The organism is Vibrio kanaloae (assembly GCF_024347535.1).
Classification (GTDB): Bacteria; Pseudomonadota; Gammaproteobacteria; order Enterobacterales; family Vibrionaceae; genus Vibrio; species Vibrio kanaloae.
This window is the reverse complement of record NZ_AP025497.1, coordinates 2126564-2145955: the sequence shown is the minus strand read 5'-3', so window position 1 is coordinate 2145955 and position 19392 is coordinate 2126564. Positions and strand designations below refer to the sequence as shown.

The 19392-nt window shown below is 44.5% G+C and carries 18 protein-coding genes; 4 read left to right on the top strand and 14 right to left on the bottom strand.

Going from position 1 to position 19392, the window contains the following annotated elements:
* Positions 1–78: 78 nt before the first annotated feature.
* Positions 79–924: an ion transporter gene (locus OCV24_RS09690; protein ID WP_077680174.1), complete on the bottom strand. Its 846-nt coding sequence runs from the start codon at positions 922–924 to the stop codon at positions 79–81.
* Between the two features lie 145 nt (positions 925–1069).
* Complete coding sequence (locus OCV24_RS09685; RefSeq protein ID WP_060467319.1) at positions 1070–1708, bottom strand: YchE family NAAT transporter; 639 nt, start codon at positions 1706–1708, stop codon at positions 1070–1072.
* A gap of 638 nt (positions 1709–2346) precedes the next feature.
* On the opposite strand from OCV24_RS09685, the gene adhE reads away from it, so the two are divergent.
* Positions 2347–5052 (top strand): bifunctional acetaldehyde-CoA/alcohol dehydrogenase, encoded by a 2706-nt coding sequence (adhE, locus tag OCV24_RS09680; protein ID WP_137025239.1) that lies wholly within the window; start codon positions 2347–2349, stop codon positions 5050–5052.
* 200 nt (positions 5053–5252) lie between these two features.
* Here the strand turns inward: adhE and OCV24_RS09675 are convergent, their stop codons facing one another.
* The 3 genes from OCV24_RS09675 to sodB all read right to left on the bottom strand — a co-directional run bounded on the left by OCV24_RS09675 (position 5253) and on the right by sodB (position 7587).
* On the bottom strand, positions 5253–5936 hold the full coding sequence (locus OCV24_RS09675) for an SDR family oxidoreductase (RefSeq protein WP_017056491.1): 684 nt from the start codon (positions 5934–5936) through the stop codon (positions 5253–5255).
* A 275-nt stretch (positions 5937–6211) separates the two neighbouring features.
* Entirely contained in the window at positions 6212–6715 is a 504-nt protein-coding gene (locus OCV24_RS09670) for a VC2046/SO_2500 family protein (RefSeq protein ID WP_261878789.1), read from the bottom strand.
* Positions 6716–7002: 287 nt separating this feature from the next.
* Entirely contained in the window at positions 7003–7587 is a 585-nt protein-coding gene (sodB, locus tag OCV24_RS09665) for a superoxide dismutase [Fe] (RefSeq protein ID WP_010437112.1), read from the bottom strand.
* Positions 7588–7856: 269 nt separating this feature from the next.
* Here sodB and OCV24_RS09660 point away from each other — a divergent pair, with 269 nt between their 5' ends.
* Together OCV24_RS09660 and OCV24_RS09655 are read left to right on the top strand one after the other, a co-directional pair.
* The gene (locus tag OCV24_RS09660; RefSeq protein ID WP_017056493.1) at positions 7857–8195 is read left to right on the top strand and encodes a Grx4 family monothiol glutaredoxin; all 339 of its coding nucleotides are present in this window, start codon (positions 7857–7859) and stop codon (positions 8193–8195) included.
* Positions 8196–8293: 98 nt separating this feature from the next.
* On the top strand, positions 8294–8923 hold the full coding sequence (locus tag OCV24_RS09655; RefSeq protein WP_046222686.1) for a DsbA family protein: 630 nt from the start codon (positions 8294–8296) through the stop codon (positions 8921–8923).
* 193 nt (positions 8924–9116) lie between these two features.
* On the opposite strand, the gene OCV24_RS09650 is transcribed toward OCV24_RS09655, so the two are convergent.
* Together OCV24_RS09650 and rnt are read right to left on the bottom strand one after the other, a co-directional pair.
* The gene (locus OCV24_RS09650) at positions 9117–10442 is read right to left on the bottom strand and encodes a Na+/H+ antiporter family protein (protein WP_029626989.1); all 1326 of its coding nucleotides are present in this window, start codon (positions 10440–10442) and stop codon (positions 9117–9119) included.
* A gap of 65 nt (positions 10443–10507) precedes the next feature.
* Positions 10508–11152, bottom strand: a complete 645-nt coding sequence (gene rnt, locus OCV24_RS09645; RefSeq protein ID WP_017061178.1) for a ribonuclease T — start codon at positions 11150–11152, stop codon at positions 10508–10510.
* A gap of 188 nt (positions 11153–11340) precedes the next feature.
* Between rnt and motY the strand changes: the two genes are divergently transcribed.
* Positions 11341–12222 (top strand): flagellar protein MotY, encoded by an 882-nt coding sequence (gene motY / locus OCV24_RS09640; protein ID WP_017056497.1) that lies wholly within the window; start codon positions 11341–11343, stop codon positions 12220–12222.
* Positions 12223–12330: 108 nt separating this feature from the next.
* Here motY and OCV24_RS09635 read toward each other — a convergent pair whose 3' ends face one another.
* The 7 genes from OCV24_RS09635 to rsxC form a co-directional block, all read right to left on the bottom strand.
* Entirely contained in the window at positions 12331–12765 is a 435-nt protein-coding gene (locus OCV24_RS09635) for a DUF2753 domain-containing protein (protein WP_017056498.1), read from the bottom strand.
* Positions 12766–12975: 210 nt separating this feature from the next.
* Positions 12976–13392 (bottom strand): lactoylglutathione lyase, encoded by a 417-nt coding sequence (gene gloA, locus OCV24_RS09630; protein ID WP_017056499.1) that lies wholly within the window; start codon positions 13390–13392, stop codon positions 12976–12978.
* Positions 13393–13510: 118 nt separating this feature from the next.
* Positions 13511–14146, bottom strand: coding sequence for an endonuclease III (nth, locus tag OCV24_RS09625; RefSeq protein ID WP_010437137.1), 636 nt, complete (start codon positions 14144–14146; stop codon positions 13511–13513).
* Positions 14147–14326: 180 nt separating this feature from the next.
* Positions 14327–15019, bottom strand: coding sequence for an electron transport complex subunit E (locus tag OCV24_RS09620; protein ID WP_029626991.1), 693 nt, complete (start codon positions 15017–15019; stop codon positions 14327–14329).
* Complete coding sequence (gene rsxG, locus OCV24_RS09615) at positions 15019–15648, bottom strand: electron transport complex subunit RsxG (protein WP_017056501.1); 630 nt, start codon at positions 15646–15648, stop codon at positions 15019–15021. Before rsxG ends, OCV24_RS09620 begins: the two co-directional genes overlap by 1 nt.
* Positions 15649–15660: 12 nt before the next feature.
* Positions 15661–16707, bottom strand: a complete 1047-nt coding sequence (rsxD, locus tag OCV24_RS09610; RefSeq protein WP_017056502.1) for an electron transport complex subunit RsxD — start codon at positions 16705–16707, stop codon at positions 15661–15663.
* On the bottom strand, positions 16707–19391 hold the full coding sequence (gene rsxC / locus OCV24_RS09605) for an electron transport complex subunit RsxC (RefSeq protein ID WP_150877815.1): 2685 nt from the start codon (positions 19389–19391) through the stop codon (positions 16707–16709). The genes rsxD and rsxC overlap by 1 nt, the downstream gene beginning before the upstream one ends.
* Position 19392: the final 1 nt, after the last annotated feature.

The following is a 19392-nucleotide window of genomic DNA, read 5'->3' as shown; positions in this document are numbered from 1 at the left end:
CGGACTGATTTACTGAAAGTAGTGAGTGAAGAAGCGCCTTAGGGCGCTTTTTTTGTTTTTAATGACAAGGATTTGTGTTCACTCTTGTTCTTTAACAACGACTCGCTTATCTGGATCTGCTAACCCACTAGCACAATGTTTGCAGTACATGGCATCAGAATCATGACCAGCGCGGTTGCAGTTTGGGCATTTGACCAACTCTTTATGCGAGTTCATTTCATTACTGAGTTCTGCGGTAATAATCCCGGTCGGCACGGCTAAGATTGAGTAACCCAAGAGCATAGTCAGAGATGCGATAGCTTTACCTAATGCGGTTTGCGGCACCATGTCGCCGTAACCTACGGTTGTGATGGTCACGATGGCCCAATATATGCTCTGAGGTATGCTGGTGAAGCCATTTTCTGGCCCTTCAATAATAAAAATCAAAGCGCCGAAGATCGTAACAAGAATACCGACGGTGCTGAAGAATATGAATATTTTCCTTCTTGCCATCAACAGTGAACGCAGAAGGATATTAGAGTCCTGTAAGTAGCGAATCAATTTAAGAATTCTAAATATACGCATGACACGCAATAGCCTAATAACGCCCATGAACGATGCGCCGGGGAAAAAGATAGCAATGTAAGTTGGAAGAATCGCTAATAGGTCAACCACACCGAAGAAGCTAGTGGCGTAAGATTTTGGGTTAGGTGAGCAGTAGAGCCTTAACAGATATTCCAGTGTGAATAGTGCCGTGAAGCTGTACTCGATGTAGCGTAAATGTTGTGACCATTCGGTCGCCACACTAGGAATTGACTCTAAAATCAGGACGATAAGTGAGGCCACAATCGCGATGATAAGTGAGATATCAAACGCACGTCCAGCACGTGTGTGGGTACCAAAGATAATGACGTATAAATGATGCTTTATAGGCTGGCGTGACATAAGGTGAAGTTCATCTTTTGTTAAAGTTGTTAATAACCATTATACAAGCTTCATAATAACGAGGCGAGTGAAAGTCCAATCGCTTTACCCGCCTCATTGATATTACATAGCTGATTGCCACTCATTAGATGATCCAAGCTAAACGTTACGCTAACCCTGGGAATAGGTTACGTAAGCCGTTGGCGATGAATTCGATACCTAATGCACCAAGAATCAACCCCATGATACGTGTAATAACGTTGATACCCGTTTGACCTAGGAAACGAACAATAACCGGAGCTGAACGGAACAAAAGCCAAGAGCAAGTTGTGAAAGCAATAATGCTAATGCCGATGCCTACCGTATCAATAGCAGCGGGGTAACGGGAACCGTAAACAATCGTAGAACTGATTGCTCCCGGGCCAGCCATTAGAGGCATTGCCAGTGGAACAACACCGATTTGCTCTTTGCTGATGTATTCCGATTTCTCTTGTTTGTTCTGCTTATCTTCACCGAGTTTACCGCTCATCATCGAAAATGCGATGCTTAGTAATAGCAGGCCACCTGCAACGCGGAATGAATCTAGTGAGATGCTAAACATATCCAGAAGTAATTGTCCCGCAATCAGCGATACAATCAAGATAACGGCAACAGCAATATTGGCTTGCAAGGCTGTTTTGTTCCTCTCTTCTGGCGGCATATGGGCAGTAAGAGAAACAAAAACAGGCATGATGCCGATTGGGTTTACGGCAGCAACAAGCCCAAGGAAGAATTGCATAAAGATTGCGAGTTCTAAGCCTTGCATGAGAGCGATCTCCAGTTAGCGTACTTAATGTGGAAGGTTTGATCTGTGAATATTCTGAGCGCGTAATGTAAGGGACAATTTCAATTTGTACGAATGAAAAAAACTAACTTGAAATAGGTGATTGTTTTTAGAAAAACTAATTGAATCTCACTTTTGTATTAGTCTTGTTTCAAGTTAGTCGTTAGTGTTTCATTTTGTAACTTCTTGTTGGGTAACTGTTAGCTGTCGCACGAAATTAATAAAAGTTATGTCAGAAGCTAGCCCGTGCAATGGTATGGATATACTCTCAGTAGCACGAATATAGCTGTATACATGTAATTTAAAGGACTAAAAATGAAATTTTTTTACAGTTTATGGCGCTATGTGAAAAAAACTTGTCTGTTTGATTGTTTTTTGTACGCGCGATAAGTGTGATTTTAATCTATATAAATCATGCTCTTAAGTTGAAATTTGTGATTGTCTTACTACTTTCTGGTTAATTATTTTTGGGTAACTGATCTGGGTCAATTTTTTTCACACAATGAAATAATATACTCAGTCCTGAAAGCAATTTACTAAGAACGTTGTCGATTAAAGTTAAAGACAAGCAGCGAATTTAATAAAAAGTTTTTAATATTTATTATTTTAGGAGATCCACCATGCCTGTAACTAACTTAGCGGAACTTGATGCTCTAGTAGCTCGCGTTAAAGCAGCACAAGAAGAGTTTGCAACATTCTCTCAAGAGAAAGTAGACGCAATCTTCCGCGCAGCTTCTCTTGCTGCTAACCACGCTCGTATTCCACTTGCTCAACAAGCAGTTGCTGAATCTGGAATGGGTATTGTTGAAGATAAGGTTATCAAAAACCACTTTGCATCTGAATTTATCTACAACAAATACAAAGACGAAAAAACATGTGGCATCTTAGAAGAAGATGACAACCTAGGCACAATGACTATCGCTGAGCCTGTAGGTATCATCTGTGGTATCGTTCCAACAACGAACCCAACTTCTACAGCAATCTTCAAATCTCTAATTTCTCTTAAGACACGTAACGGCATCATCTTCTCGCCACACCCACGTGCAAAGAACTCAACTAACGACGCAGCGAAACTAGTTCTAGACGCAGCTGTTGCAGCTGGTGCTCCGAGAGACATCATCGGTTGGATCGACCAACCATCTGTAGAGCTTTCTAACGCGCTGATGAAGCACGAGGGTATTGCACTTATCCTTGCTACTGGTGGTCCAGGCATGGTTAAAGCAGCATACTCTTCTGGTAAGCCTGCTATCGGTGTTGGTGCTGGTAACGTTCCTGTCGTTATCGATGAAACAGCTGACATCAAACGTGCTGTAGCATCTATCCTTATGTCTAAAACATTCGATAACGGCGTTGTATGTGCTTCTGAGCAAGCTGCAATCGTAGTTGGTGAAGTATACGACGAAGTGAAAGAGCGTTTCGCTTCTCACAAAGCTCACGTTCTGTCTAAAGCTGACGCAGATAAAGTACGTAAAGTGCTTCTTATCGATGGCAACCTAAACGCTAAAATCGTAGGTCAACCTGCTCCAGCAATCGCTGAAATGGCGGGTGTTAAAGTTCCTGCTGATACAAAAGTACTTGTAGGTGAAGGTCTTGGTAAAGTTTCTTACGATGACGAATTCGCTCACGAGAAACTATCTCCAACTTTAGGTCTATTCCGCGCAGACGACTTCGAAGACGCAGTTGCTCAAGCGGTAACTATGGTTGAAATCGGTGGTATCGGTCACACATCTGGTCTTTACACTAACCAAGATACTAACGCAGACCGCATCCGTTACTTCGGTGACAAGATGAAGACTGCTCGTATCCTAATCAACATCCCGACTACTCACGGTGGTATCGGTGACCTGTACAACTTCAACGTTGCACCTTCTCTAACTCTAGGTTGTGGTTCATGGGGTGGTAACTCTATCTCTGAGAACGTAGGTCCTAAGCACCTTATCAACAAGAAAACTGTAGCGAAGCGAGCTGAAAACATGTTGTGGCACAAACTACCTAAGTCTATCTACTTCCGTCGTGGTAGCCTTCCAATCGCAATGAGCGACCTAGAAGGTAAGAAACGCGCATTCCTAGTAACTGACCGTTTCCTATTCAACAACGGTTACGCAGATGACGTAGTTAGCCTGCTTAAAGCACAAGGCATCGAAGTTCAAACTTTCTTCGACGTAGAAGCGGATCCAACGCTATCTGTTGTTGAGAAAGGCGCTGAAGCAATGAAGAGCTTCCAACCTGACGTAATCCTTGCTCTAGGTGGCGGTTCTCCAATGGATGCTGCTAAGATCATGTGGGTTATGTACGAGCACCCAGAAACTCACTTCGAAGAACTAGCAATGCGCTTTATGGATATCCGTAAACGTATCTACAAGTTCCCTAAAATGGGTCAAAAAGCTGAGCTTGTATGTATCACTACAACTTCAGGTACAGGTTCAGAGGTTACTCCATTCGCTGTTGTTACAGACGACAAGACTGGTGCTAAATACCCACTAGCTGATTACGAAATCACGCCAAACATGGCTATCGTTGATGCGAACCTAGTAATGAACATGCCTAAGTCTCTAACAGCGTTCGGTGGTTACGATGCAGTAACTCACGCTCTTGAAGCTTACGTATCTGTTCTAGCGAACGAGTACTCAGACGGTCAAGCTCTTCAAGCACTTAAGATGCTTAAAGAATACCTACCATCAAGCTACAAAAATGGTGCGGCTGACCCAATCGCTCGTGAGAAAGTACACAACGCAGCAACTATCGCTGGTGTAGCATTTGCGAACGCATTCCTAGGTGTGTGTCACTCAATGGCTCACAAAATTGGTGCTGAGTTCCACCTACCACACGGTCTTGCTAACGCACTACTTATCTCGAACGTTGTACGTTACAACGCGAACGATAACCCAACTAAGCAGACTGCATTCTCTCAGTACGACCGTCCACAGGCTCGTCGTCGTTACGCTGAAGTTGCTGACCACCTAGGCCTAAGCCAAGCTGGTGACCGTACTGCTCAGAAGATTGAACGTCTACTGACTTGGTTAGAAGAGCTTAAAGTTGACCTAGACATCCCACTATCTATCCAAGCTGCGGGTGTTAACGAGTCTGACTTCATCGCGAAACTAGACGAGCTAGCTGTTGAAGCGTTCGATGATCAGTGTACAGGTGCTAACCCACGTTACCCTCTAATCACTGAGCTAAAAGAAGTTCTAACAACTTCTTACTTCGGCCAACCATACGTTGAAGGCGAAACTTTCGAAGGTACTACAGTTATCCTTAAGAAAGCAGACCAAAAGCCAGCTGAAGCGAAAGCGCCAAAAGCTAAAAAAGAAAAAGCTAACGCATAATAAGTAAGTATTAGTTTGAGATAAGTTTTCGCTAGCAAGATACTTATCTAATCGGGTAAAGAACAAAGCCCCAGTCGAGAGACTGGGGCTTTTTATATTTGTTTGTTTTTTGTGGTCTACTTTAACGAAGGTTTATGCTTTTTGCCCCGTGCTACCCAGTAGGTGCAAGTTGTTTGTTTTTAATTAAAATGGGAGAGGAGTTAAACCTCAGCGGCAACTACTCGCCCACTGAAGTAGTCATTAGAGATTATGTATTCAGCAGTTCTGGTTAGCTCGTCTTGCAGCTGTGCCCAGTGACAACGGTTAAACTTACCGTCGGCATTGTGAATAGCGGGAACGACACCACCTACACGGATATTAAACGGGGTTAATTCTTTAGCCCAGCTGTGGGTAAAGCCCGTAATCATCGAGTTTGCACTCTCCAAGCCTGATACGTCATGAAAGTCGTCGTGAGATATCACATTAACGATCACCCCCTCCTTATTTGCTTCGCGTAACCTCTCTGCACTAATCTGCCCAAATGCAAAAAGGGTCGACGCTTTCGAAGACAAATCCTCGATAAAGCTGCTGACTGGTTGGTCACCAATCAGACTAGGCATTGGGGAACTGATCCAGTTATTGACTAATACATCAGGTGTGGTGTTGAAAGTGCGTTGGACAAAATCAAAGACATCTAATATGGCTTGATTATGGTTATCTTCGAGTTTGTAACGGTAGACGGAGTCTGAGACGCGAGAGCATTGGAGATAGGTTTTTTCAAGTGCTGTAGGATCCTTATCACAAAGGATAACAGTAGCTCCGAGGTTAACAAAGTGGTTCGCAATCGTCCCTCCTAAACGCGATCCTGCTGATGTCACCAATATGATTGAGCTTTTTATTTCCATCTCAGTACCTAAACAAATCGTCCATGTGGGATAAGGATGGGTTAAATTTCATACAATGGGTGTGAATTGGTTCAAACTAAGGTGTGCCAATTAATAAGTTTTTATGAACTTAGTGGCAAGTCACATTTTCCAGTAACTTCAAGAAGTAATCGACAACTCGAGTTTTTAATTCATCCAAGGCCGATGGTTCATATCACTCATATCAATCATTCTTTAACGTGAATGGAAGAGAGTACAGATGAATATAGAGCTAGAGTAAGAAAAGGAGAGTGAAGCTATACTTGAGCTTGAATTTGATACTGACGTTGGGCTGTAGATAACGCGTTATAGAGCGTGGCATGAGACAGATCAGGGACATGCTTGTTCGCCAGTTTACGTCGGTCATGACCAGAAAGGTTTTGGTAAACCTCTTCGGGTAAGTCGGCCGTATCTTCAGGCATAAAAGCGAGCGCTTCAGGTTTCAAGTAATGGCTGAGTTTTGCGCTGGCAAGGCTAGCTTGATGAAAATGATTAGATTGCTGAGCTGAAATCTCATACGAAGATTGGTTCGAACGCAGCTGCTGCGGTTCTGCAACGCCGAAGTGTTTACGCAGGCGATCTTCAGTTGTCTCTGTGACTTCAATGGTGTCAATCGGCGTGCAATCACGAACGTCATTAGAAAACATAGATAACAGCAACGCGAAATCTGCACGGCGACCTTGCTCAACCGCTTGGCTGATCCCGATGCCGAACTTCAGTTCGTTGATGATCCCTGCTTTGTCTAAAGTGTGTATTTGCATGACGCCTCTCATTTGATACTCCTTTAACGGCATGGAGTCGGCAAACTTTAGTCTTTAATTACAAGCGAATAGAGAATTTATGCAGGGCGGGGAAGAGTGCTAGGAGTTGGTCGAGAAGTAAGCTCTCTTGGCTAAGTGGCTAAGTGGCTAAGTGGCTAACTGGTTAATAGGTTAATAGGCTAAGAAAGGTCTAGATTTTGTGGAATACGATAGATACAAAAAAGCTCACGCCGAGGCATGAGCTTTCAATAGATAACTCGCTATAAATAGCGTAGCGTAAGTAATAATTACTTAGCTAGGTTCTCTTCTACGAAAGACCAGTTTACTAGGTTCCAGAATGCAGCCATGTAGTCAGGGCGAACATTGCGGAAATCGATGTAGTAAGCGTGTTCCCATAGGTCAACAGTTAGAAGTGGAGTAACACCTTCTTCTGTTAGAGGAGTTGCAGCGTTAGAAGTGTTAACGATGTCTAGAGAACCGTCAGCTTTCTTAACTAACCAAGTCCAAGAAGAACCGAAGTTATTGATTGCTGAATCAGTGAATTTTGCTTTGAATTCTTCGAAAGAACCGAATGCAGCGTTAATAGCTTCTGCAACAGCGCCAGTTGGTTCGCCGCCTGCTTTAGGAGCAAGACAGTGCCAGTAGAACGTGTGGTTCCAGATTTGAGCTGCGTTATTGAAAACACCACCAGTAGAAGTCTTAATGATCTCTTCTAGTGTTTTACCTTCAAATTCAGTACCAGGGATAAGGCCGTTTAGCTTAACAACGTAAGTGTTGTGGTGCTTACCGTGGTGGAAATCTAGCGTTTCTGCTGAAATGTGTGGTTCTAGTGCGTCTTTCGCGTAAGGAAGAGCCGGTAGTTCAAATGCCATTGATCAATTCTCCATTGATATGAAAGAGTTAACTCTTTCGATTGCTTCCAGTGATATTATTATTCATGGTTCGCTATACGGCTAACCATGGTCAATTTTCTGACTTGGAGTATAGTTTAGCAAGTTTTTACTTTATTAAAAGCCCAATTCATCACTTTTATTTGAATTGCTAGCTCAGTTTGTTAGCCTTTTTTTTTATATGGTTTTTATTCTTTTGGTTTGGGGTAGAATAAAGGCAATAAAAGCCGTAATCCATCAACGAGGAAGCAATGGAAACTATCGATAAAATCAAACAGCAACTTGAAGAAAACACGATTCTACTTTACATGAAAGGTTCACCTAAGCTACCAAGCTGTGGTTTTTCTTCTCAAGCATCTCAAGCTCTAATGGCGTGTGGTGAAAAGTTTGCTTACGTAGATATCCTACAAAACCCTGATATCCGTGCAGAGCTTCCGGTTTACGCACAGTGGCCAACTTTCCCACAACTTTGGGTTGAAGGTGAGCTAATCGGTGGTTGTGACATCATTCTTGAGATGTTCCAAAAAGGTGAACTTCAGCCAATCATCAAAGAAGCGGCGGCTAAAGTTGCTGGCGATGACGCTGAGTAAGTTCTAGCCTTTGCGCTGAATAGTTAAAATGAGGGGCCTTAATCAGGCTCCTTTTTTATTGGAATTGATCGAATCATTGACTCGATAAGGAATGAACAATGAACGTAAAACTTCATTATGTGCATGATCCAATGTGCAGCTGGTGCTGGGGTTACAAGCCAACACTTGAGTTATTGAAACAACAATTGCCTGCGAGCATTGAGTTTAACTATGTAGTGGGTGGTTTAGCCCCGGATTCTGATGAGCCAATGTCAGAAGAGATGAAAGGCAAGCTGCAAGCAATCTGGAAGCAGATCGAAGCTAAGCTAGGTACCGAGTTTAACCACGAGTTTTGGACTGAGTGCAAGCCTGTTCGCAGCACTTACCCTGCGTGCCGTGCTGTGATTGCCGCAGGTTTTCAAGATCACTACGAAGCGATGCTGGAAGGGGTTCAACACGCTTACTACCTTCGTGCGATGTTGCCACACTGCCAAGGAACGCATCTGCAGTTGGCTGAAGAATTAGGCATGAATGTACAACAGTTTGAAAATGATCTTTCTAGCAAGTTATTGGAAAGTGAGTTGGCTGACCAATTAGGTTTTAAAGAAGCGATGGGAGTATTCTCTTACCCGACTTTAATGCTTGAAGTGAACGGCATCTTTAGTGAAGTTGAATTGGATTACCATTCAACGGACGCAACGCTTAGATCTATTCGCGAAATTCTAGTGAGCAATGCTCCCGCTGCATAATTCAGCGAGAGTTGTCTGTGTTGACGCAATGATCTCTAAGGCTTACTCATAAGAGTAAGCCTTTTTTGTTTGGCGTCGCTAGTTCATTGAGAGTGAGCGGAAGGGAGAGTGGAATGAACCCCAGATACAAAAAAGACCGCACAGGGCGGTCTTTATAAAAGTGAGCGTAGGGTTCTTTAACTACAGAACCTAATTACAGAACCATAGCTGCAATCCAACCGAATACGATCAGTGGGATGTTGTAGTGCAGGAATGTTGGAACTACGGTTTCCCAAACATGCTCATGTTGACCATCAGCATTTAGACCAGACGTTGGACCTAGTGTTGAGTCAGAAGCCGGAGAGCCCGCATCACCAAGTGCTGCTGCTGTACCTACTAGAGCGATTGTTGCCATTGGCGAGAAACCAAATGCTGCCGCTAGTGGAACGTAGATAGTCGCAAGGATTGGAATCGTTGAGAACGAAGAACCAATGCCCATAGTAACCAATAGACCAACAATTAGCATAAGTAGTGCAGCTAGAGGTTTGTTGTCGCCGATGCTTGTTGAAAGTGCTTCAACCAGAGATTCAACGCCACCCGTTTGCTTCATAACTGCCGCAAAACCGGCCGCTGCAATCATGATGAAACCGATCATTGCCATCATGTGAACGCCCTTGGTGAAGACATCTTGCGTCTCTTTCCAAGCGATTACGCCACCGAAGGTAAATACCATGAAACCAGCAAGTGCACCGATGATCATAGACCCCGTCGACAGTTGAACCGTTAGTGCTGCAACGATACCTGCCGCCGCTACTAGGATGTGCTTCTTGTTGATCTCTTTCACTTCTGTTGAAACAACAGTGTGAGAGGTTTCTTTGTATTGGCGAGGCTTACGGTAAGTAAAGAATACTGCAGTAAGAAGGCCGAAGATCATGCCTGCTGCTGGTAACAACATTGCCATAGGTACTTGGCTTGCTACAACGTTTTCAAGACCGTTGTCGTGAAGGTTTTTAAGCAGGATGTTGTTTAGGAAGATGCCACCAAAGCCAATCGGTAACACCATGTAAGGTGTAATCAGACCAAAAGTAAGCACACACGCAACTAAACGACGGTCTAGGTTCATTTTTGCGAATACGCCTAGTAGAGGTGGGATTAAGATTGGGATGAAGGCGATATGTACAGGAATCACGTTTTGCGAAGACATGGTCACTAAGATCAACGACGCAAGGATGCCGTATTTAAGGCCAGTCGATGCCGCACTGTTCTCTTTGCCGTGAATGCGTTTGATAACACTTTGAGCAAGGAGATCTGTGATACCAGAACGTGAGATAGCAACAGCGAATGTACCAAGCATAGCGTAGCTAAGTGCGATAGTTGCACCGCCACCTAATCCACTTTCGAAAGCTGCGACTGCGTCGTTCAAGCCCATACCAGAGGCAACGCCACCGATAATTGCGCTGAACGTAAGAGCAACGACAACGTTTACGCGCATCAAAGCTAAAACAAGCATGATGCAAACTGAAATTACAACAGGATTCATATTATTCTCGGGATGTTGTGTTTTTTATGAAGGTAATACGAACAAACGTTTACCGACTCTATTTGTTATTCTTCGTCAACAAGCGGCCAACCACCAAGGGCTTTCCATTTATTTACTATGCCGCAAAATAACTCTGTGGTTTTTTGCGTATCATATAAAGCAGAGTGTGCTTCTTTGTTGTCAAATTCCATCCCTGCAGTGCGGCAAGCTTTAGCCAAAACGGTTTGACCGTAGGCAAGACCACTAAGAGCTGCAGTGTCAAAAGTTGCAAATGGATGGAACGGGACGCGTTTAAGCTTACAGCGCTCACTTGCCGCATTCACGAAGTTCAAATCAAATGTAGCGTTGTGAGCAACCATGATTGCGCGACTGCAATCTGAAGCTTTTTGTTCTTTTCGCACTAGCTTGTAGATTTCTTTAAGGGCTTCTTGTTCCGACACAGCACCACGTAATGGGCTAAATGGGTCTTTAATTCCGTTAAAGTCTAATGCTGCCTGCTCTATATTTGCGCCTTCAAAAGGCTCAATGTGAAAATGAAGCGTTGATGCAGGGTGCAGGTCTCCGTTCTCATCCATTTTTAATGTAATGGCACAGATTTCTAATAATGCATCGGTTTCTGCGTTAAACCCTGCGGTTTCCACGTCAATGACCACTGGAAAATAGCCGCGAAAGCGTTTTTTTAGGGTCAGAGCCTCGTTTTCTACAGTCATGTTAGCCCAAATAAGTGTGATTAAGCCTGCATTATTGCAGATAATAGCAGTGATAAAAACTAGGGAAGGGCAATAAATCATAAATTAGCCACCCCATTTCGGCTTGATAATTGCATATTTAAACACGAGAGAAAAATGCGGCAATTGGCTGCATTGTTAAACGAATTGCTTAAGAGATACTCCACTTTATGAAGAAACAACTCATAACAGGTTCAATGCTATTTTCGCTACTTGTGTCGTCATCGGTCATGGCACAAGAAAAGCGTTACGGAGCATCTCCTCAACAGTCAACGTGGGAGATGGTGGCCAACACACCACTAGAATGTCGCTTGGTTCACCCAATTCCAAACTTTGGTGATGCTGAGTTCTCATCTCGCGCGAGTAAAAAAATCATTTTGGACTTTGAGCTTAAAATGCGCCGCCCAATGGGTGCGACGCGCAATGTAAGCTTGATCTCTATGCCGCCACCTTGGCGTCCGGGCGAAAGTGCTGATCGCATGACAACCATTAAGTTCTTCCAACAATTTGATGGGTACGTTGGCGGTCAAACGGCGTGGGGTATCTTGAGTGAACTGGAGAAAGGGCGCTACCCTACATTCAGTTACCAAGAGTGGCAGAGCCGAGATCAGCGTATCGAAGTGTCGTTGTCGTCGGTGTTATTCCAAGAAAAGTACAATGTATTTAGTGACTGTATTGCAAACTTATTGCCTTACAGCTTTGAAGATATCTCTTTTACTATTCTGCATTACGATCGCAATAGCGATCAGTTGAATAAGTCGTCACGTAAAAGGCTAAGCCAGATCGCAGATTATGTTCGTTACAACCAAGATATCGACCTTGTGCTAGTCGCGACGTACACGGACTCTGCAGACAGTAAAAGTATTAGCCAGAACCTCTCTGAGAGAAGAGCTGAGTCGTTAAGAGAGTACTTCAAGTCACTTGGTTTACCTGGAGACCGTATTCAAGTTCAAGGTTATGGTAAACGTCGTCCGATTGCCGATAACAGCTCACCAATTGGCAAAGATAAAAACCGACGCGTTGTTATCTCTTTAGGTCGTACACAGGTTTAAGCTGAACGACCCTAAATGTAAAGAGGCGAGCTTTTTTCTACTTAAATGGGGCTGTAATGTAAGTGCCTTAGCCACGAAAAAACTATTTGAGTTTAATCAAAAGCAAACTTAATTTAGGCGAAAACGGGCGATAATTTCACAGTTGGTTGCGGTATCGATTTTTTCAACCATAGAGGCAATTTTAGGGTTAGGATGGCGTTTCATGAAATCGATAAGCGCTTTTTTACAGCAGCCAATAGAGTCAATGAAGCTTGAACATTGCGTATTAGGGCATTGAGGGATAAGTGTCAGCACTTTTTCTGAAGCCAGTTGGAGATATTTGAGTTCATAATCTGTCTCGCCAGCCCATCGCCAAAACTGGGCGAGATTATGGCAAGAGATGACGGAAATAAGTAAGCGTTCATCGGCTTGAATATCGGTACGCTCAGTGATTTTTTCGCTTAAGTTCAATGCCTGCTTATAGTGAAGAATACTTCGTACAGGATCGTCGAGTTGTAATGCCGTGTCGGCAAGTAACGTGTGTTTTTCCCATTCGCTAATCATTGTATGACCTCACTGGTTTAGAGAGGTTTAATTTAAATGATAATCATTATCATGTAAAGCGTTTAGATAGGATTGTTACAATAAATGATTGAGCAAAAATATGAGCGATCGCAATAAACAAAAAGCGAGCATAGCGCTCGCTTTCTACTATTGGTCAATCCACGTTTGAGGATTACTTTTCAAAGTCATCCTTGGTCTTTTAGATTTAAATTAACCTTCTAACCCCGCACTTGCTTGCTTGTTCTGAATAAGCTCAATCATGTAGCCATCTGGGTCTTTTACAAAGGCAATGTGTGTTGTTCCTCCCTTAACTGGCCCCGCTTCTCTAGTCACATCACCACCCGCGGCTTTAATCGCATCACACGTTGTGTAGATATCGTCTACACCAATCGCAACGTGACCAAAAGCAGAGCCAAGGTCGTATTCAGACGTTCCCCAGTTGTATGTAAGCTCAATTACAGCACCTTGAGATTCGTCACCAAAGCCAACGAAAGCCAGTGTGTATTCATACTCTTTGTTTTCGTTCTTACGTAATAGCTGCATGCCCATTACATTGGTGTAGAACTCGATAGACTTATCTAGATCACCAACGCGTAGCATGGTGTGTAAAATACGGCCGTTTGACATGATTTGCTCCTAGCTTTAACTGTGTATACGTTTTGTAATTCTGTTGTTGTACCGCAAGAAGAGTGCGGTGTTGTTTAGCTTATTAGCTTATTAGCTTTTTGATTAGACCTTATTAGCCCTAGACGTCTGTTTTTTCTTTAAACTCGCATAGATCTTCAATGATACAGCTGCCACAACGTGGTTTACGCGCGACACAAGTGTAGCGTCCATGAAGAATGAGCCAATGGTGGACATCCAGTTTGAATTCTTTTGGAATGACTTTGAGCAGCTTAGCTTCAACATCGTCGACTGTTTTGCCCATCGCTAACTTAGTGCGGTTTGATACGCGATAGATGTGAGTATCCACGGCAATGGTTGGCCAACCGAAAGCGGTGTTCAATACTACGTTGGCAGTTTTACGACCAACGCCAGGAAGGGCTTCTAATGCCGCACGATCTTCCGGTACTTCACCATTGTGTAGGTCAAGCAGCATTCGACACGTTTTAATGGTGTTTTCTGCTTTTGAATTAAATAGGCCGATTGTCTTGATGTACTCTTTTAAGCCATCGACACCTAGGTCGAAAATCGCCTGTGGAGTATTAGCCACTGGGTAAAGCTTATCCGTTGCTTTGTTCACGCTGACATCGGTTGCCTGTGCAGACAAAAGTACGGCAATCAGCAACTCGAAAGGGCTGTTCCAGTTAAGCTCAGTCTCTGGCTTTGGGTTGTTTTCTCTTAAACGCTCAAGTATTTCTACTCGTTTTACATTGTTCATAGCGACATTACTTTCAAATAGTTAGGGCTTGAGTTTCGGTATTCAATTAATTCCGAATACTCAGGCTTTATCATCGGTTACGCGCTCTTATGAGCGTCATTATTATGTGTGTACTTGGTCAATCTATATATCTGCTGAGCGGTTGAGCTTTTCAGCAGGGTTTTAAGCTACTGTAACTTATCAGGCATTGGTAACGCGAGCGCGTTCAATAGTTGGTTTTTCTTGTTTTGGCTGTCTAGATTTTACTTGGTTGTCGATGATGTTTTTCAAAGCAATCAAGAAACCAACACCAATAAAGGCACCTGGTGGAAGCAGAGCTAATAAGAAACTGTTATCAAATTGGAATATCTGGATGCGTAACATTGAAGCCCAGTCACCAAGAAGTAGGTCGGCGCCATCAAACAGAGTCCCATTACCTATCACCTCACGCATCGCACCTAACACAATCAGTACCGATGTCATGCCAAGACCCATCCAAAAACCATCTTGAGCAGCAGGCAACACCGCATTTTTTGAAGCGAATGCTTCCGCTCTGCCAATGATGATGCAGTTGGTTACGATCAGTGGTATGAAGATACCCAAAGATAGATAAAGTCCGTACGCGTAGGCATTCATCAGAAGTTGAACACAGGTTACTAGTGAAGCAATGATCATCACGAATACTGGGATGCGAACTTCTTTTGGTACATGGTTACGAACCAAAGAGACGCAAACGTTCGAACCGACCAGAACAAGTAACGTGGCAATGCCTAATCCAAGCGCGTTAGTCACGGTTGAGGAAACCGCGAGTAGAGGGCATAACCCAAGAAGTTGCACTAGGGCAGGGTTATTGGCCCACATGCCATTTTTAATTAGTGTTTTATGTTCATTCATCATTCACCACCACAATTTAGAGGTTGAGCAAGCAATGCTTGGCGATTTTTGTTAACGTATTCAACCGTTTGTTTCACTGACTTTACGACGGCTCTCGGTGTAATAGTTGCGCCGGTAAACTGATCGAAATCACCGCCATCTTTGCGAACCTTCCATCGATCAAGATTCGACTCAGTTACTTGTTTGCCTGCAAAAGAGAGAATCCAATCACTCACTCGTAGATCAATCTTATCACCCAACCCCGGAGTTTCTTGATGGGAAAGAACGCGAGTACCTAAAATAGTGCCGTCTATTTTCATTCCAACAATCACCTTGATTGCACCGTTGTAGCCGTCTGGTGCAATGGCTTCGATCGCGATTGCACTCGGTTCTTCGTTGAGTCTAGCAATGTAAGCTGGCATGGCTTGTTTGGTTCCAAGCGCCTCGGCTTCAACTAAGGTACAAGCTGAAAAAAGCTCATTGTCATGTAACTCGTGTGGGATTACTTGGTTAAGTACCGATAGCAATTGAGCTTGTTCTTGCAGTGTTATCTGCTCTTTGGTTAGCTCGTGAGTCACCGCTACCAAACCGGTGGAAGCACACGCAAAAATAGCGAGTACAAGACCGTTTTTCTTAATTGCATTTAGCATGGTATCCGCTCCTTAGTGGCCGTATGTACGAGGTTTGGTGTAGTAGTCAATCAATGGAACACACATGTTGGCTAACAATACAGCAAACGCCACGCCGTCAGGGAAGCCACCCCAACTGCGGATGATAAAGACTAAGCCGCCGATCAGAGCACCAAACACTAAACGGCCTTTGACTGTCGTTGATGCTGAAACAGGGTCGGTCGCAATGAAAAATGCGCCGAGCATAGTCGCACCAGACAATAGATGAATGGTCGGTGATGCGGTCTCGCCAGGAGTGAACATCAAGAACACTAGGCTAAATACAGTCAAACTGCCTAGAAATGCCACTGGGATATGCCACTGAATCACGCGTTGTTTAATGAGCACAAGGCCGCCGACTAGATAAGCAAGGTTCACCCATTCCCAGCCTACACCAGCTAACCAGCTGAATTGAGGTTGAGACAGTGCTTCTGAAGCTGTATTGCCCGCCGTTAATGCGGTTTTGAATGCATCGAGTGGTGTCGCCATCGTTGTGCCATCAATACCAAGGCGAGCTTGTTGTAGAGACAACCCTTCATTATTGAAGCCAGTAAAGATCATCAAGAATGAGTCAACAAAGCTCGTTGCTTCAGCCGTTAAGCTGGTCGGTGCATTCCAACTGGTCATCTGGACTGGGAATGAGATCAGCAAAACAACGTAAGCGACCATCGCCGGGTTAAATGGGTTTTGTCCAAGGCCGCCGTAAAGGTGTTTCGCGATAATAATAGCGAAGAACATACCTATTACTAGAATCCACCACGGTGAGTGTGGAGGAATAGCAACACTGAGTAGCCATGCTGTCACAACAGCACTGTAATCACGCAGTGCCATCACTGGCGGACGTTTTCTCAATAGCATTACGGCTGCTTCAAAGCTAACAGCAAGTGCGATAGCAAATACTAACTGGATGAGTGTACCCCATCCAAAGAAGTAGGTTTGAGCTAGTAGACCTGGCAATGCACAAATAGCCACCCATTTCATGAGATCTGGGGTGCTTCTACGATTGTGCGCGTGCGGTGAGCTGGCGATAAAGAAGGCCACTACTCTTTCTCCTCATTGTTCTTTTTATCTTGCTCTTGCTGCGCTTTTCTTGCTTTAGCACGAGCAATTGCGGCAGCAACGGCTGCTTTCTTAGGGTCGACGGATTCTGAGTGAGCTTCCGTTTCAATTTCATCTGCAGGTTCAGGAGCGGTTTCTTGTGCTTCGACCTGTTTAGCTTGCTGTGCTTTCTTCGCCTTAGCGCGAGCTATTGCAGCGGCAACGGCAGCTTTTTTGGGATCGATTGGTTCTTGTTGAGTTTCAGCTTCAACTTTAGTTACTGGTTCGGGCGTTTCAGTTGTCTCTTCCTGCTTGGCTTGTTGTACTTTCTTAGCTTTAGCACGTGCGATAGCGGCAGCAACGGCAGCTTTTTTGGGATGGACTGACTCCTGTTGAGTTTCAGCTTCAACTTCAATTACTGGTTCAGGAGTTTCTGCTGTCTCTGCCTGTTTCGCTTGCTGAGCTTTTTTCGCTTTAGCGCGAGCAATGGCCGCAGCGACAGCATCTTTCTTGGTATCGCCAGTACTTTCAGCCGGAGCCTCGGAAGCTGAACCTGCTTGTTGGGCTTTCTTGGCTTTAGCGCGAGCAATAGCCGCAGCAACGGCATCTTTCTTGGCATCGCCAGTTCTTTCAGCCGGAGCTTCACTTTCGGTTTGAGTAGCTGATTCCGCTTGTTGAGCTTTCTTGGCTTTAGCACGAGCGATAGCTGCAGCAACGGTATCTTTCTTGGCATCGCCAGTACTTTCAGTTGGAGCGTCAGATGTTGATTCCGCCTGCTGAGCCTTCTTCGCTTTAGCACGAGCAATGGCTGCAGCAACAGCATCTTTCTTGGCATCGCCAGTACTTTCAGCCGGAGCGTCAGAAGCTGATTCCGCTTGTTGAGCTTTCTTCGCTTTAGCACGAGCAATCGCCGCAGCGACAGCATCTTTCTTGCCATCACCAGAGCTTTCTGCAGGAGTATCAGCGGCTGCTTGTTGTGCCTTGCGCTCTCGAGCTTGTCGTTTACGTTCTTCACGCAGTTTCGACATTTCAGAGTTGTCTGGTTCAGCGCCATCCGCTTTCTGAGCTGCCGCTTGTTTCGCTTTTGCCTTCGCAATAGCAGCAGCTACCGCAGGTTTCACGGCTGGTTCTGCATTAGGAGCTTGGTCTGCCGCGGCTTTTTGCGCTTTAACGCGAGCAATCGCAGCTGCAATCGCATCATCACCATCCGCAGACTTCATATCTTTACGACGGTTGTCAGCAGCTTTCTTGAAGCGGTTTTCACGCTCTGCTTTGTCGCGCTCCATACGAGCGTTTTTCTCTTCGAAACGAATCTTAGCGCGCTCTGCAGCTGTTGCTTCGTCTTTTCTTGTTTTGATTTCAGCTTTCGCTTGGCGATAGTATTGAACAAGAGGGATTTCACTTGGGCAGACAAACGCACAAGCACCACATTCAATACAGTCTTTAATATTCAGCTCTTCACACTTATCCAACTCGTTGGCTTTGGCATGCCATTGCAGTTGTTGAGGAAGTAGAGACGCAGGGCAAGCTTCAGCACACGCGCTGCAACGAATACATTCCATCTCGTAAGTGCTTGGTGAGATCTCACGACGCGTTGGCGCTAAAATACAGTTCGACGTTTTAGTGATTGGCACATTGGCATGCGGCAAGGTAAAGCCCATCATCGGGCCGCCCAAAATCAAACGTGGCAGTTTTTTATCCGCTTTGTAGCCAAATTCCTCTAGTAACTCGTGTACTGGTGTACCTAATAGCGCCCAAACGTTACGAGGTTGCTTAAAGGTTTTACCGGTTAAAGTCACCACGCGGTTAATCACTGGTTCACCGTCGATTACTGCTCTTTTAATCGAGTAGAGAGAGCCGACGTTTTGAACCAATACACCAATGTCCGCAGGAATACCGCCAGCAGGCACCTCTTTGTTAGTGAGGATCTTGATGAGTTGTTTCTCACCACCGGAAGGGTATTTGGTTGGGATAACACGAATGACGATGTCTTTGTTTTTCGCTGCTATTTCAAGTGCTTTTATTGCATCAGGTTTATTGTCTTCAATACCGATAACGGTCAGCTTTGGTTGAAGGATATGTTCAACCACTTCAATGCCTTTTAATACTTCTTCGGCATGTTCTTGAAGTAACTTGTCATCAGAGGTGATGTAAGGTTCACATTCAGCAGCGTTGACGATCAAAATGTCGGTACGACCAAGGCCTGACTGAAGCTTTTTCGCGGTAGGGAAGCCTGCGCCGCCCATGCCTGAAATACCAGCTTGGCGAATCACATCTAGCAGTTCGTCTGAGTTCTTAGAAGAAAAATCTTCAACCGGATGTTTTTCTATCCAAGTGTCTAAACCGTCCGGTTTAATAACGACACTCAGCTCGTTCAAACCTGAAGGGTGGGCAGTGGTTCTTGGTTCGATAACGGTAATCACACCCGATGTTGGTGCGTGTACCGGCAACGTAAAACCCGTGTCCAAGGCTGTCAGTTGTTGGCCTTTTAGCACGGTGTCACCAGCAGTAACCAATAAGTTACCTGGCTTGCCGATGTGTTGTTTTACAGGAAGAACGATTTCTTCAGGAAGCCTTGCATGAACGATGTCAGTGGTATTGGATTGTTTCTTGTTTTCAGCAGGGTGCACGCCGCCTGGGAAATTCCAAATAGAGCCCGTGCGAATTTGTTCAATTAAAGAGATCATA